The 14,971-nt window shown below is 69.0% G+C and carries 13 protein-coding genes; 9 read left to right on the top strand and 4 right to left on the bottom strand.

The genetic code is table 11. The annotated features are described in order from the left end of the window. The first annotated feature begins 1 nt into the window (after position 1). The 9 genes from ABZ382_RS08870 to ABZ382_RS08830 all read left to right on the top strand — a co-directional run bounded on the left by ABZ382_RS08870 (position 2) and on the right by ABZ382_RS08830 (position 10,537). On the top strand, positions 2-1,795 hold the full coding sequence (locus tag ABZ382_RS08870) for a tryptophan 7-halogenase (protein WP_357085992.1): 1,794 nt from the start codon (positions 2-4) through the stop codon (positions 1,793-1,795). A gap of 10 nt (positions 1,796-1,805) precedes the next feature. Further along, a complete protein-coding gene (locus tag ABZ382_RS08865; RefSeq protein ID WP_357085989.1) occupies positions 1,806-3,167 on the top strand; it encodes a cation:proton antiporter in 1,362 nt (453 codons plus the stop codon). Next, the gene (locus tag ABZ382_RS08860; RefSeq protein ID WP_357085987.1) at positions 3,164-4,519 is read left to right on the top strand and encodes a cytochrome P450; all 1,356 of its coding nucleotides are present in this window, start codon (positions 3,164-3,166) and stop codon (positions 4,517-4,519) included. Before ABZ382_RS08865 ends, ABZ382_RS08860 begins: the two co-directional genes overlap by 4 nt. Continuing rightward, positions 4,516-5,358, top strand: a complete 843-nt coding sequence (locus ABZ382_RS08855; protein WP_357085984.1) for an SDR family NAD(P)-dependent oxidoreductase — start codon at positions 4,516-4,518, stop codon at positions 5,356-5,358. The genes ABZ382_RS08860 and ABZ382_RS08855 overlap by 4 nt, the downstream gene beginning before the upstream one ends. Next, positions 5,355-6,830 carry an NAD(P)/FAD-dependent oxidoreductase gene (locus tag ABZ382_RS08850; protein ID WP_357085982.1) on the top strand — a complete coding sequence of 492 codons (1,476 nt, stop codon included), beginning with the start codon at positions 5,355-5,357 and terminating at the stop codon, positions 6,828-6,830. Before ABZ382_RS08855 ends, ABZ382_RS08850 begins: the two co-directional genes overlap by 4 nt. 84 nt (positions 6,831-6,914) lie before the next feature. After that, a complete protein-coding gene (locus tag ABZ382_RS08845) occupies positions 6,915-7,514 on the top strand; it encodes a helix-turn-helix domain-containing protein (protein WP_357085980.1) in 600 nt (199 codons plus the stop codon). A gap of 105 nt (positions 7,515-7,619) precedes the next feature. Next, positions 7,620-9,047, top strand: coding sequence for an MFS transporter (locus ABZ382_RS08840; protein ID WP_357085978.1), 1,428 nt, complete (start codon positions 7,620-7,622; stop codon positions 9,045-9,047). Between the two features lie 94 nt (positions 9,048-9,141). Further along, the gene (locus ABZ382_RS08835; protein WP_357085975.1) at positions 9,142-10,056 is read left to right on the top strand and encodes an alpha/beta hydrolase fold domain-containing protein; all 915 of its coding nucleotides are present in this window, start codon (positions 9,142-9,144) and stop codon (positions 10,054-10,056) included. A gap of 16 nt (positions 10,057-10,072) precedes the next feature. Further along, the gene (locus ABZ382_RS08830; RefSeq protein ID WP_357087300.1) at positions 10,073-10,537 is read left to right on the top strand and encodes a helix-turn-helix domain-containing protein; all 465 of its coding nucleotides are present in this window, start codon (positions 10,073-10,075) and stop codon (positions 10,535-10,537) included. Positions 10,538-10,574: 37 nt separating this feature from the next. Here the strand turns inward: ABZ382_RS08830 and ABZ382_RS08825 are convergent, their stop codons facing one another. From ABZ382_RS08825 to ABZ382_RS08810, 4 genes are all read right to left on the bottom strand, one after another. Beyond that, the gene (locus ABZ382_RS08825; RefSeq protein WP_357085972.1) at positions 10,575-11,795 is read right to left on the bottom strand and encodes a VWA-like domain-containing protein; all 1,221 of its coding nucleotides are present in this window, start codon (positions 11,793-11,795) and stop codon (positions 10,575-10,577) included. Next, positions 11,792-13,015: a MoxR family ATPase gene (locus tag ABZ382_RS08820; RefSeq protein ID WP_357085969.1), complete on the bottom strand. Its 1,224-nt coding sequence runs from the start codon at positions 13,013-13,015 to the stop codon at positions 11,792-11,794. The genes ABZ382_RS08825 and ABZ382_RS08820 overlap by 4 nt, the downstream gene beginning before the upstream one ends. Positions 13,016-13,069: 54 nt before the next feature. Beyond that, the gene (locus ABZ382_RS08815) at positions 13,070-14,452 is read right to left on the bottom strand and encodes a hypothetical protein (protein WP_357085966.1); all 1,383 of its coding nucleotides are present in this window, start codon (positions 14,450-14,452) and stop codon (positions 13,070-13,072) included. Positions 14,453-14,584: 132 nt separating this feature from the next. Continuing rightward, positions 14,585-14,824 carry a hypothetical protein gene (locus ABZ382_RS08810; RefSeq protein ID WP_357085964.1) on the bottom strand — a complete coding sequence of 80 codons (240 nt, stop codon included), beginning with the start codon at positions 14,822-14,824 and terminating at the stop codon, positions 14,585-14,587. Positions 14,825-14,971: the final 147 nt, after the last annotated feature.

Raw genomic sequence — 14,971 nt, 5'->3', positions numbered from 1 at the left:
AATGCTGCACATCAGTAAGACCGAAGTCGGCGACGGCAACCGCACCTTCGACGTGGCGATCATCGGCGGCGGTATCGGCGGAACCGCGTTGGCCTCGATCCTGGCCCGGCACGGCGTCCGCGTGGCGATCATCGAGGCGGGCGGGCATCCGCGGTTCGCGATCGGCGAGTCGACCATTCCCGAGACCATCGTCGGACTGCGGGTGCTCTCACGCCGCTACGACGTCCCCGAGCTGGGTTATCTGGCGGGCCATCACACGTTGCGCCGCAAGGTGAGCGCCTCCTCCGGAGTCAAGCGGAACTTCGGTTTCGCCTACCACCGTGAGGGCGAGCCGTTCCGGGCCGAGGAATGCACCATGCACCCCACCTGGAGTCCGCCCATCGGGCCGGACTCGCACTTCTTCCGCCAGGACATCGACGCGTATCTGTTCCAGGTGGCGTTGTCCTACGGCGCGACCGGCCTCACCTACACACCGGTCACCGATGTCGTCTTCGATTCCGAGGGCGCCACCATCAAGACCGCCTCCAGTGGCGAGTACCGCACCAGCTTCGTGGTCGACGCCGGCGGCATGCGCAGCCTGCTGGGCGAGAAGCTCGACCTGCGGATCGACCCGGCCCCGTATCAGACTCGTTCGCGCACCATCTTCAACCACTTCGTCGGCGTGGAGCCGTTCGACCGGGTGGCGCCGCCGCGCAGCGAACACCACATGCCCAGTCCCTTCTCGCAGGGCACCCTGCACCACCTGTTCAAGGGCGGCTGGGCCTGGATCATCCCGTTCGACAACCACATCGGCGGCACCAGCAACTTGTGCAGCGTCGGCATCAACCTGGACATGGACGCCTATCCGAAGCGTGACGACGAAACGCCGGAAGCGGAGTTCTGGGCGCACGTCAACCGGTTCCCCACCTTCCAGCGTCAGATGAGCAAGGCCCGTGCGGTGCGGCCCTACACCTCGTCGAACCGCAGCCAGTTCGCGTCCAAGCAGATCATCGGCGATCGCTGGGCGCTGCTCCCGCACGCGTCGGACTTCATCGATCCGCTGTTCTCCAGCGGCCTGGCGGTGACGATGATGATCCTCAACGCGCTCGGTCACCGGCTGATCGACGCGGTCCGCGAGAACGACTTCGCCACCGAGCGTTTCGAGTACATCCAGACCTGGACGAAGAAGTCGTTCGACTACTACGACAACCTGGTCGGCTACTCCTACACCTCCTGGGACGACTTCGATCTGTGGAACGCCTGGCACCGCGTCTGGTGCGTCGCCACCATGTACGGCGCGAACTCGCAGATGCAGACGGTGTTCGAGTACGAGAAGGCCAAGGACAAGCGGGTTTTCGACCGCCTGGAACAGGCGCCGTTCCGGGGGCTGCAGGCGATGGACAACCCGCGGTTCGCCGCGCTGTTCGAATCCGCGTGCGCCGCCATGCAGGCATACCGCGACAAGCACATCGAGGCTCCCGAGGCCTGCGCTCGGATCCACCGCGCCCTGCGCGAGAGTGAGCTGGTGCCCTCGCCGCGCTGGACCGGCTGGCGGGCCCTGGACGCCGACAACCGGGTTCCCACCGGCACGTTCACCTTGTTCAACATGACGCGAGTGCTGTTGTGGGGCAAGTTCGCCAGCCCGGATCACGTTCGCGGCACCTACTTCACCAACGGGTTCGCCGGGGTCTCCAAGGAAGCCGCCAAGCTGTACCTGTCCGAGGTCGGGCACGGCGCGGGACTCGGCTTCCAGGTGGCGCGCGACATGGTGGCCTATCGCAACCGCGACTGGCGCCGCGTCGGCGGACTGGACTAGGGCCGCGGCGATGACGCTCGCGCTCGAGTCCTTCGCGCCGCTTCCGGCGCACGGGCTGCTGACGTTCCTGGTCGAGGTCGCGGTCCTGCTGGGCTGTGCCCGGCTGCTGGGGGCGGTGTCGCTGCGGGTGGGGCTGCCGGCCATGGCCGGTGAACTGCTCGCCGGGGTGATCCTCGGCCCGTCGGTGCTCGCGCATCTGGCGCCGGGCCTGTGGCATTGGCTGTTCCCGCCGCAGGCCGCTCAGATCAATCTGCTGGACGCGACGGCCCAGCTCGGCGTGGTGCTGTTGGTCGGACTGGCCGGCATGCATCTGGACGTGGGGCGTTTGCGCAAGCGGGCGCGGGCGGCCGCGACGATCAGCGTGTTCGGTCTGGTCATCCCGCTCGTGCTGGGCGTCGGGTTCGGCTGGCTGGCTCCGGTTCCGTTGCGCCCGAACGGAATCCATCAGAACATCTTCGCGCTGTTCATCGGGGTGGCGGTGTGCGTGACCGCCATCCCGGTCATCGCCAAGGTGCTGATGGAGCTGAAGCTGACCCACCGCAATGTCGGTCAGCTGATCATGACCGCCGCCATGATCGACGACGCGGTCGGATGGTTTCTGCTGTCACTGGTCTCGGCCCTGTCGACAGCCGGTGCGTTGACCCTCGGCGGGGTCTTGCGGCCGATCGGATTCCTCTGCGGCGTAGGTCTTTTCGCGACCACCGCGGGTCGGTTCCTGGTCAGGTGGATCATCCGCCGCGCCTCGTCCGCCGCGGATCCCGCCGCGGTCCCCGGCGCGGTGGTGGTGTTGCTCGTCGCCGGTGCGGCGGCCACGCACGCCATGGGGCTGGAAGCGATCCTGGGCGCGTTCGTGGTCGGCACCCTGATCGGGACCAGCGGTGTGCGCCCGGCGGCGTTGATGCCGCTGAACTCGGTGGTCATGTCGGTGCTGGCGCCGGTCTTCTTCGCCACCGCGGGACTGCGGATGGATCTGTCCACGCTGGGCGATCCGGTCGTCCTGGGAGCGGGCGCCGCCCTGCTGGCCGTCGCGATCGCCGGCAAGTTCGCGGGCGCGTTCCTCGGCGGCCGGCTCAGCGGATTGAACCGGCACGAATCCCTCGCGCTGGGAGCCGGAATGAACGCGCGGGGCGTGGTTGAGGTGATCATCGCGACGGTGGGCCTACGGCTCGGTGTGCTCGGCACCGAGGCCTACACGGTGCTGGTCCTGGTCGCCGTCGTCACCTCCCTGATGGCCCCGCCCATCCTGCGTCGGGCGATGGCGCGGTCCGAACTCACCACGGAGGAGACCCTGCGCGCCGAGCGGATGAAAGACCTGGTCGGACCGGAGCACCCGGCCGCATCGGATCACCCCACTCTCGAGGAAGCCTCATGACTGTCTCCGACATCGAAATGCCCGGCGGCACCGCCACATTGCCGCCCGGCCCGAAACTCCCGGCGCTGGTGCAGACCCTGCTGTTCACGCTGGCCCGCCACCGGATCTATCCGGTGTTCCGGCGCCGATACGGCGACACCTTTCTGATCAAGCCCACCGCGCCCTACCGCACCATGGTGGTGCTCGGCCGGCCGGAGGACATCAAGACCGTCTTCGCCGGTAGCCCGGCGGTGTACCACGCCGGTGAGGGCAACGCCATCATGCGGCCGGTCATGGGACCGCACGCGGTCCTGGTGACCGACGAGAACGACCACAAACGGGTACGCAAGCTGCTGACGCCCGCGTTCAGCGCGCGCGCTCTGCAGGGCTACAAGGACAGTGTCACCGAGCTGGTGCGCACGCAGGTGGCGCGCTGGCCGGTCGGCCGGCCCTTCGCGAGCCTGGACAAGCTGCAGGACCTCATGCTCGAGGTGATCCTGACGGTGGTGCTGGGCGTGACGGCAGAAGAACGGCTGGCGCAGTTGCGTCCCGCCATCCGGCACATCACCGAGATCGACCCGATCACGCTGATCGGCTTGCACTATCCGAAGCTGGCGCGGCTGCGACCGTGGAGCGTGCACTGGCGTCATCAGCGCAAATTCGACGAGATCGTCTACACCGAGATCGCCGAACGACGCGTGGCCGCGGACCTGCACGAGCGCACCGATGTGCTGTCCCGGCTGGTGCAGGCCGCAGTGGACGACGAGGACGGCGGGCTGAGCGACGCCGAGTTGCGTGACCAGCTCATCTCCTTGCTGTTGGCCGGGCACGACACCACCGCCACCGGATTGGCCTGGGCCATTCACGAACTGGTGCGCCGACCGGACCAGTGGGCGGCGGCCCAGCGCGCGGCCGACACGGGCGACGACGAGTACCTCGGCGCGGTGGTGAAGGAGGCGCTGCGCCTCAAACCGGTCATCCAGGATGTCGCCCGCCAACTGACCGAGCCGGTGGAACTGGGCGGCTACCGGCTGCCCGCGGGCATCACCGTGCTGCCCGCGATCGGCCTCGTCCACGCCGACCCGGGCCAGCACGAGGATCCGGCCGAGTTCCGGCCGCAACGCTTCCTGGGCGCCTCGCCCGCCCCCAACACCTGGATTCCGTTCGGCGGCGGCGTGCGCCGGTGCCCCGGAGCGGGTTTCGCAGCGATGGAGATGATCGTGCTGCTGCGCGAAGTCCTGCGGACCTACGACTTGCGACCCGCGCACCCCGCCCCGGAGAAGCAGAAGGCTCGCAACATCACGACGGTGCCGGCGGCGGGCGCACGCGTCCTGGCCTACCCCCGTCACGACCGGAAAGGAGTGACACGATGAGTGTCGATATCTTCGCGGGCAAATCGATCGTCGTCACCGGTGCGGGTTCGGGGATCGGGCGCGCGCTGGCGGTCCGGCTGGCCGACGAGGGTGCACGACTCGCCCTGTCCGACATCGATGAGGACGGAGTGATCGAGACCGCGGCGCGCTGCCGGGCGCGCGGCGCGTGGGTCCGCGCCGACACCCTCGACGTCACCGATCGCGGTGCGGTGCTCCGATACGCGAATTCGGTGGCGACGGAATTCGGCGTGGTCCACCAGATCTACAACAATGCCGGCATCGCGTTCTTCGGGAGCGTGCTGGACTCGGAGTTCGAGGACTTCGAACGGATCATGGCGGTCGACTACTGGGGAGTGGTCCACGGGACGAAAGCCTTTCTGCCGCATCTCATCGCCTCCGGTGACGGGCACATCGTCAATATCTCCAGCTTGTTCGGCCTGCTGTCGCTGGGTGGCCAGAGCGCGTACAACTCGGCGAAATTCGCGGTGCGCGGGTTCACCGAGGCCCTGCGACAGGAGATGCTCGCCGAGAAGCTGCCGGTGCGTGTGACGTGCGTGCATCCGGGTGGAATCAAGACCGCGGTCGCGCGCAACGCCACCGTCGCGAAGGGGCTCGATCCGGTGGCGGTATCCACCGTCTTCGACCGGAGAATGGCGTTCCATTCGCCCGAGATGGCCGCGGCCGCGATCGTCAGCGGCGTGCGTCGCCGGCGGCCGCGGGTGCTGATCGGCTGGGAGGCGCGGGGATTGGATCTGGTGCAGCGGATCGCGGGCGCGCGGTATCAGCGCCTGCTGGCCGCGACCAATCCGTTCAACGCGGTGCGCCGGGGGCGGGCATGAACTCGATCGAGCACCATGACGTCGTCATCGTCGGGGCGGGTCTCTCCGGCATCGGCGCGGCGTGCCGATTGCGCACGGAGTTCCCGGACCGGACATTCGTCGTGCTGGAGTCCCGGGCGGCCCTGGGCGGGACCTGGAGCCTGTTCAATTACCCCGGTGTGCGGTCGGATTCGGATATCTTCACGCTCAGCTATCCGTTCAAGCCGTGGCGTGGAGCCGACTCCATCGCCGACGGCCGTTCGATTCTCGAATACCTCGAGGAAGCCGCCGTCGAGTCGGGGATCGATCGGAAGATTCGATACTCGTCCAAGGTCGTCGCGGCCGAGTGGGATTCGGCGAGCTCCCGATGGACGCTGACCATCGAGGGTGTGGGCGGTCCCGACGACGGCCGGGTGCGCACCATGACGTGCGACTTCCTGTACGCCTGCGCCGGGTACTACGACTACGACCAGGGTTACACACCGGAGTTCGAGGGAATCGACACCTTCACCGGCACCGTGGTGCATCCGCAATTCTGGCCGCCCGCACTGGATTACGCGGACAAGCGGGTCGCGGTGATCGGAAGCGGCGCCACCGCGATAACGCTGGCCCCGGCGCTGGCCCGAGCCGCCGGGCACGTCACCATGCTGCAACGCTCGCCGACCTGGATCTTCCCGGTTCCGCGCCGGGACGTCTTCGCGGACTGGATGCGTGCGATCCTGCCGGATCTGGTCGCGCACCGGGTCGTCCGCGCCAAGAACATCGCATTCACCGGAGGTCTCTATTGGTTCTGTCGCAGATATCCGCGCGGCGCGCGAATCCTGCTGCGGGGGATGGTCTCTCTCGCGCTTCGGGACCGTGCCCTGGTCGCGGAGCATTTCACTCCCAGCTATGCGCCGTGGGATCAGCGGCTGTGCGCGACGGTGAATTCCGATCTCTTCACCGCGATTCGGCGTGGCGACGTATCGATGGTGACCGATCAGGTGGATTCCTTCGTTCCGCGCGGTATCCGGTTGAGCTCCGGCCGCGTGATCGATGCCGATGTAGTGGTCACCGCGACCGGCCTGCGTATGCGGGTCTTCGGCGGCATCGAATTCGCGGTGGACGGCCGCCCGGTGAAGATGTCCGACGAATTCCTGTGGCAGGGAACGATGGTCACGGGAATGCCGAACTTCGCGGCCGGAATCGGCTACGCGAACGCGGCCTGGACCTTGCGGGCGGACCTGAACTCCAGGTTGGTCGGCCGGGTGCTGCGTCATATCGATCGCCATGGCGGCGCACCGGTCACACCTCGGGTGGAGGGGCCGCTCGGCGAACGTCCGTTCCTGGACCTGTCCTCCGGGTACATTCAGCGGTCGATCGCGGACTTTCCGCGGCAGGGCGATCGCGCCCCCTGGCGGGCGACGCACTACCTGCGCGATTCCCTGGCCGTTCGCACTACTCGGTTGTCGAGAACCTTGCGACGGCTGGTCTCCGCGGACGCATCGAACTGATCCGGGATCCGCGCGTTCCGATTCCATGCGGGTTGGGGGTGGTCGGGGGGTCAAGTACCCTCGGCCAGTGTGAGTTCGGCGAAGATGAATAGGCGGACTGTCTACGCGGCCATGACCCGGGCCGCAATTCTGAACGCCGCCCTGGAACTCTTCGTCACCCGGGGGTTCGAGTCCACCACGGTCGACGACATCGCCGAGCTGGCCGATGTCAGCAAGGGCGCGGTATACCACCACTTTCGCGACAAGAGCGAGATGTTCGTGGAGGTGTACCGCGACTCGACCCGATCCGTGCTCACCGGGATCGCACGCATGGTGCAGATGGATGATCGCTCGGCCTGGGAGCGGGCCGAGGACGGGGTCCGCATGGTCATGCGGACCTACGTCACCGATCCGGTGGCGTGCGTGCTGTTCCGGCAGGCGCAGCAGGCGTTGGGGGCCGAACGCCTGCAATCGATTCACGCCGAGACGGCGTTGCCGATCATCCGGGGGCTGGTCGGCGAACTCGACGCGGCCGGCGAGCTGGTGCCGGTCGACCTCGAATCCACTGTGCAACTGGTGTTTCTGGTGTTGTGCGAGGCCGCCACCCTGATCACTCTGCATGCCGACCCCGCGGCGGCCAGCCGGAGCACCGAGCCCGTGGTGCTCCGGCTCATCGGGGGACTGCGGAATCCTCTGCCGCGCTAACGCGGATCCTCCGACACCACCTCCGCTGCGGCGGATCCGGTGCGGCGGACACAACTTCGCCAGCTGACTTGATCGAACTATAGTCAGCATTTACGATACCTAACTATGGTAGAAACAAGTCAGGTTGTGTCCGCTGGCCGAGAGGTACAGCCCCAGGTACGTGACCGTTCGAATCTCATCCTGTTGGTGCTGTGCTCGGCGGCATTCATGGCGATGCTCGACACGTTCATCGTCAATGTCGCCTTCAAGGCGATCGGCGAAGGCTATCCGGGCTCGACGCTGTCGAACCTGAGCTGGATCCTGAACGCGTACACCATCGTGTACGCCGCTCTGCTCATTCCCGCCGGCCGGCTGGCCGACCGCTTCGGCCGCAAGCGTGGATTCCTGATCGGGCTCACGGTCTTCACCCTCGCCAGCGTGGCCTGTGCGGTGGGTCCGACGCTGTGGTGGCTGGTCGGTTTCCGCGTGCTGCAGGCGTCCGGCGCCGCCCTGCTGACCCCGACCAGCCTCGGCCTGCTGCTCACGGCGCTCCCGGCCGAACGCCGCGCGGGTGCGGTGAAGATCTGGGCCACCTCGACGTCCCTGGCCGCCGCGATCGGACCGGTCGTCGGCGGTGCGCTGGTCAAACTGTCGTGGCAGTGGGTGTTCCTGGTCAACGTCCCGGTCGGCGTGATCGCGCTGATCGGCGCCATCGCGCTGCTGCCGGAGACGAAAGACGCGACGGTGACCCGGATTCCCGACCTGTTCGGCGCGCTGGTGCTGGCGATCGGGCTCGGTGCGCTGGCACTGGCGCTGGTGAAGGGACAGGAGTGGGGCTGGAGCGCGAGCTCGACTCTGATCGCGTTCGCGGTCGCGGCCGTCGCGGTGGTGCTGGTCGTGGCCCGGGTGCTCACCCATTCCGCGCCGATCATCGATCCGGCGCTGATGAAGGTGCGAACCTTCTTCTGGGCCAATGCGACCGCGCTGCTGTTCTGCACCGCATTCGGCGCGGTCCTGCCTTCCATCGTGCTCCGACTGGAGACCACCGCCCACTACAGCGCCCTGGTCACCGGTCTCGCCGTCGCGCCCAGTCCGCTCATGGTGCCGATCTTCGCGGCGGTCGGCCAGCGCCTGAGCAAGCGTGGCTGGCCCGCCAGTCATATTGTCGCCCTGGGCAATTCGCTGGTCTTTCTGGGCGCTGTGGTGCTCGCTCTGAGCGCCCGGACCGAGGTCGATTACCTGACCCAGGTGCTTCCCGGCTGGCTGATCGTGGGTGTGGGTGTCGGCTTCTCGCTGCCCAGCCTGCTGGCCTCGGCGACGGTGGATCTCCCGCCGGCCCGCGTCTCCACCGGTAGCGGCATCGTCAACACCAGCCGCCAGCTCGGGTACGTGCTGGGCGTGGCGATGTTGGTCGCTCTGCTCGGCACCCTGACCGCCTCCGGCGCGGACGCGCTGAGCGGATTCACCCACTCGTGGTGGGCGATCGCCGCGGTGGCCGCGGCGAGCGCGGTCACGGCGCTCGGCATCACCGCGCGACGTCCTCGGGCCGCGTGAGCGCACCCGTCGGCACACCCTCCGGCTGCCCGGCGTCCGCTGACGCCGGGCAGCCGTCCGCACTTCGACAGCCACGTCGCCGTTAGGAATCTCTATGCGTCAGATGGACATCCCGCTGCCCACGGCACGGGCCGCGCTCGGCCCGGTCTTCCGGGTGATGATGTATCACCGGCTGCCCTTCACCGTGCAGCGGGTGCTGATGGAACTGGTGGCCTCGGCGCGGCGGCTGCCGCGCGGCTCCACCATCGAATCGATCCGGCTGGGCGGCCGGCCGGCCGAACGCGTCACCTGCGGACCGGCATCGTCCACGCGTACCCTGCTCTACCTGCACGGGGGCGGCTACACGATCGGCTCCGCACGCACCCATCGGGCGCTCACGGCCTTGCTCGCGCGGGAGATCGGTTGCCCGGTCCACGTTCCGGACTATCGGCGCGCGCCCGCGCATCCCTTTCCGGCCGCGCTCGACGACGCCGAATTCGCCTTCCTGGAACTGGTCGAGAGTGGCTATCGGCCCGAATCCATCGCGATCGCCGGTGATTCGGCCGGCGGCGGTCTCGCGCTCGCGTTGGCGCAACGCCTGCGGTCCAGCTACGGGTTGACGCCCGCGGCGCTGGGATTGATCGCACCGTGGGTGAATCCCAACCTGGTTCCCGACCGCGACCGCGACCTCGTCATCGGCAAGGCCTGGTCCCGCGACTGCGCGGCCGCCTACCTCGCCGGCGGCGACGGCGCGAATCCGGGCTACGCCCCGCTGCTGGGCGATATGCGTGGCCTGCCACCGACCTACGTGCAGGTCGACTCGAGCGAGCTGTTGCGCGATCAGTGCCGGGACCTGGTCGCGAGGCTACGCGGCTCCGACGTCGAGACCAGGTATACCGAGAGCAGCGGACTGTGGCATGTGGCCCAATTGCAGGCCCCGCTGTGCGCCCCGGCCGCAGCGCTGGCCGCCGAACTGGCCGAATTCCTACGCCGTGCGATCACCACCGGGCAGGCCCGTTCGCCGCGGTAGAGGAGTCGTGGCCGCCATGGACATGGACAGCGCTGATGAACCGTGGTGCTCGATCGAGCGCAGCCTGCGGGTGCTCGAACCGCGGTGGACATTGCTCATCGTCCGCGAGATCTTCGCCGGAAAACACCGATTCACCGAGATCCAAGCGAGCCTGGGGATCTCGTCGAACCTGCTCAGCGTTCGTCTCAAGGCGCTGATCGACATCGGGGTGCTCGACAAGCTCACCTACCGGGAGCCGGGCAGTCGCCCCCGCGACGGCTACCACCTGACCCCCGCCGGGGAAGAGCTGTTGATCATCCTGGGCGCGCTCCAGCAGTGGGGTGACCGGCACCGGCCGCACCCGGCCGGGCCCGCGCGACTGCGGCGTGAGCGAGCCACCGGAAATCCCGTGCACATCGGCTTCATCGTCGGAACCGACGGCCGTGAAATCCCCTGGGACGAGGTCGAATTCCTCCATCCGTTCGACGCCCCGGACGTGTGAGGCCGAGTGCGGGGCGGCGGTGTCGCTGCCGCGAAAATCAGCCGATCTCGACGACACGGGCCCAGGATGGGGGCTTGTCGGGGATGTAGCCCGTGTCGTCCTCGGTCCGGGTGATGGGTCGGCGGAAGAGGCCGACCACGGTTCGGGCGGAGGGACACTGCTTGGGCCAGGGGGTCTGGCCGTCGGTGAGGACCACCAGGACATCCGGGCGAGGTTGGGCGCGTGCGGCTTTGGCGAAACCCGCACAGAGGTCTGTGCCTCCGCCGCCGATCAGCGGAATGCTCTCGGACTGGCAGAAAGGGCCTGCGATGTGCGCCGCGGCATCACAGGAGATGACGGTCAGGAGGTCTTTGCGGCCGCCCAGGGTGCGGGCTATGGCGGCGGTTTCCAGGAGGGCGCTGCCCAGTTCGGTGTCGCTGACCGAGGCCGAGGTGTCGATGATGACGGTGACGTGGGGTGGGGTGCGGCGCAGCGTCGGGAGGATGGTTCGGGGGAGGGCGGTGGCACGGCGGGAGGGTCGCGAGTAGGTGTGGGTTTCGCCGAGGCCGGGGGCGGAGGCGGCGGCGCGGAGGGCCGCGCCGAGGAGGTCTCGCCAGGGCTGGGGCGGATGGAGGGCGCGGTCGGCCCAGCGGCGCCAGCCTTCGGGGGCGTCGCCGGGCCGGCCTGCGATGCCCTGGGCGACACGGAATTTGACGGCGTCCCGCTGCTGGTCGGTCAAGCCGTCGGCATCGCCGGGGCCCAGATCCCACTCCCGGTCGAGACCGTCGGCGCCGCTGCCGCAGTCGAGCCAGGCCAGGTGCTGGGCGTCGACGGTGAGGCGGAACTGGTGGAGGTAGTCCTCCATGAGCTCGCCCGGGGACAGGCCGAGGGTGGCGGGGGTGACCGCGTCCTCGGGCTGGATCAGGCCGTCGCCGAACGCGTCGTCGTTGATCTCGGCGTCGGCGGCGATGTTCATGCGGAGCCGCTCGGCGGGGCCGGACAGGTTGTGGGCCTGGGCGAAACGATCGCTGCGGCCGTGGTGATCGCGGAGCAGATGGGAAACCTCGTGCACGAGAATCGATGCCAGGTTCTCGACGGGGGTGTGGTCGACGAAGGCGGGGGAGACGTAGCAGCGCCAGTAGCGGTCGACGGCCATGGTGGGGACCCGGCGGGATTCGACGATGTTCAGGGCGTAGAGGGCCGTGGCCAGGTAGGGGCGGGCACGGACGGCCAGCAGGCGGGCGGCGAAGAGCTTCTCGGAGTCCAGGATCGGGGTCATCGGCCCACCTGCGCGGTGACGCGGGCGGCGGCGCGGTCCGCGCCCTGGGAGACCGAGACCATGCCGGTGAGGCGTTCGATCGAGGCGGGGACGTCCCAGGTTTCGTGGCGCAGACTCGCGAGGGTGGTGGCCGGGACGACCACCAGGTCGGGCGCGCCGGTTTCGGCGGCCTTCGCCAGCAGCACCCAGGCGGCGTCCCAGCGGACCTTGGTGCGGCGGCTGCGCACCGCCGCCACCACGGCGTCGAGAGCCGCCTGCCGCAGGTCGCCGCGGGTGGGCAGGTCGGCGGCGTCGGGATCGGCGAGCAACAGCTCGGGATCCGGGAGATCCATGCGGTCGATGCTGGTGAGCAGCTCGAAACCGGGTCCGTCGCCGACCGAGCCACGGACCAGCAGTGACAGCACGTCGCGGCCGGCCCCCGCGGCGGTGGCGAAGGCGATCAGCCGCACCGTCATCTCCCAGCTGCGCGGGGACGGCCACGCACCGCCGCGACGAGCCTCGCTGCTGGGCAGCTGGTGCACGAGCTTCGGGCGGCCCGCGAGCAGGCCGCACACCGCGCGCCGAGCGAAATCGACTGCCTCCGGGAACTTCTCGGGATCGAGGGTGGGCAGTGTCGCATACGGCCAGGTGCCGCCGAGGCCCCGCACCACCACCTCATGGTCGTGCACCCAGTTCAGGTGGACGAAACGGTTGGCCAGCGGCGGGCTCAACTCCCAGCCGTCGGCCGCCGAGGAACGCGGGTTGGCAGCGGCCACGATACGGACCCCCGGCGGCAGTCGCAGGGTGCCGATCCGACGTTCCAGCACCAGGCGGAGCAGGGCGGCCTGGACGGCGGGCGGCGCGGTGGACAGCTCGTCGAGGAACAGCAGGCCACGCCCGGCGCGCACCGGGCGGACCGCCCACTCCGGCGGCGCCATGGGGACACCCTGGGTGGCGGGATCGTCGCCGATGATCGGCAGGCCCGAGAAGTCCGACGGCTCGTGCACGCTGGCGATCACCGTGGTCAGGGGGAGGTCGAGGGCATCCGAGAGTTGGGTCAGGGCCGCGGTTTTGCCGATGCCCGGCTCGCCCCACAGCAGGACCGGCAGGTCGGCGGCCACGGCCAGGGTGAGGGCTTCGAGCTGAAGATTGGGCCGGGGCTCGGTGGCGACATCGCCCAGCAGGGTCAGCAGGTCGCCCGCGATGGCGAGTTGGGAGTCGGAGTGGGTTGCAGTAGGCATGCGTGAATCACCTTGGGAGTTCAGAGGAATGGGGAAAGGCGCGACGGCCGCGGATCAGCGGGAGGTCGCGTTTCGCGGATGGGCTCGGTGCTTCGGCCGGGGCAGGCACGGGAACGGCTTGGCCAGGCCGGATCGGAACAGGCCGTAGGTGATCCGCTGCCGCGCGGCCGCCTCCAGCTCGTCGCGCAGCGCGCCCTCGCGGAGCGCCGCGCCGGGACCGAGCGCACGTTCGACAACGGTCAGCGCGCCGGCGGTGTCGCCGTGCATCAACCGTTCCCGGACATCGGACAGCCAGTCCGGTCGCCGGTGGGCCCGATCGATCGCCTGGAGACAGGGCAGGGGAGTGCCGGTCAGGGCGACCAGCAGCTCCTCCCGACGGACCTCGGCGGGATCGTGATCCAGGGCAGCCAGCACCCCGTCCACCAAGGCCACGCGATGCAGCTCGCCGCGGCACTCCACCACCAGCGTCCGGCCGTCCTGACCTGTGCCACCGGAGGTTTCGGCCCTCGAATGGCCCGGTTCCAGCGCCGACGCGACCAGTGGATGCAGCCGATCGGCCGTGATCGCACCCGCGCGCAACAGCTCCAGATCGGGCAGCGTCCAGGTCGCGGCATCAGGCAGCACGGGTAGCCCGGACATCTCGCCGCGCGGATATCGCTCGGTGATTCGGACATCGGGCGGATCGCCTGCGTGCGAAGGAAATTCGAGGACCAGCCGCCGCCGCACCCCCGCCCGCACCAGCACCCGGCCGCCCGTATTCCCTTCGGCGCGCAGCAGAATCCCTGCTTCGTCGGCCCACCGGTCCACGGCGCAACCGGGTGGGGCCGCGCCCGAGAGCTGGGTTTCGATGTCATTGGGGATATCGAGTCGCACTGCCCCGGAACGTATTCGGAACTCGTCGCTTCGCCGCGCATCCCACAGGTGACGATGAAGATCCAGCCGATACCGCCGGTCCGGCCGGGGATGCGGATGCAATGTACCGACGTCCCGGTCACCGGATCCGTCCCACAGCGCGAGGCTCACCCGCTGACCGGCATCCGCCCACGCGGGAGCGGTCCGCGCCACCAGATGAACCGAATCAGCTGCGCCGCAACCACTTCCGCGCTCGTCGTCTGCGTACCGAGCCAGCGAGATCGTCAGCCCGGGCCGCAGCAATCCGTCGGGAGCGACCCGCGGCAGATGCCAGCGCAGCAGATCCGGCGCCAGACCGCGCAGATCGTCTCGAACGCGGGCCGTAAGCCCTTGCCCATGGATGCGGGCCACCGCCCGCAGATCGATATCCACCTCGAAACCTGCTGCGGCACAAGCCCCAGCCCAATCCCCGGCACGACGCCGAGCGGTAGCGGTCTCGATCATGGAGGGCGGCACGGCGAACTCCCGCACGCGCAGCCAGAATGAATGTCGGGAAGTCGTCCCGTTCGCGGTGGATGGGTGCATCAGCACTCACCAGAAGCGAACGAGACCCCCAATCCTTGCATGGAATGAGTAATCATCGAGCCGATCATAACGCCCCACCCCGATCCGGGCCACCCGGCCGGATCCAGGGGTGGTCGGCATCCGATCGGGAGATCAGACGACGGTGCAGTGGGGCGGGGGTCCGGTTTCGACGGCGGAGCTGGTCATGGTGCCGCCTTTGAGCTGGCAGAGAAGCATTTTCAGGCCCAGGTCGGCGACGGTGGCCGAGCCCGAGGCGGAGCCGCTGTCGGCGACGGGGGTCGCGGACGGCTCGGTTGCCGCGGCGGCGGTGGCGGCCAGCGGGCCGAGAGCGAGAAGTGCGCTGGTGGAGGCTGCGGCGATGAATCGATTCACTGAGGGTCCCTTTCGACGGGACGAACAGTAGTTGCGGTCGTTCCGTTTGGAACGACCGCCAAATTGTGGGGGAGGCGGCCCAACCACCGGGGTGAGCACGCCCGGGGGGGGGGGGGCCAAGGCGCCGGGGAGGCCCCCGGCAAACGC

Source organism: Nocardia sp. NPDC005825, assembly GCF_040630175.1.
Taxonomy (GTDB): domain Bacteria; phylum Actinomycetota; class Actinomycetes; order Mycobacteriales; family Mycobacteriaceae; genus Nocardia.
The sequence above is the reverse complement of the archived record's forward strand: the minus strand, read 5'-3'. Positions and strand labels throughout refer to the sequence as shown.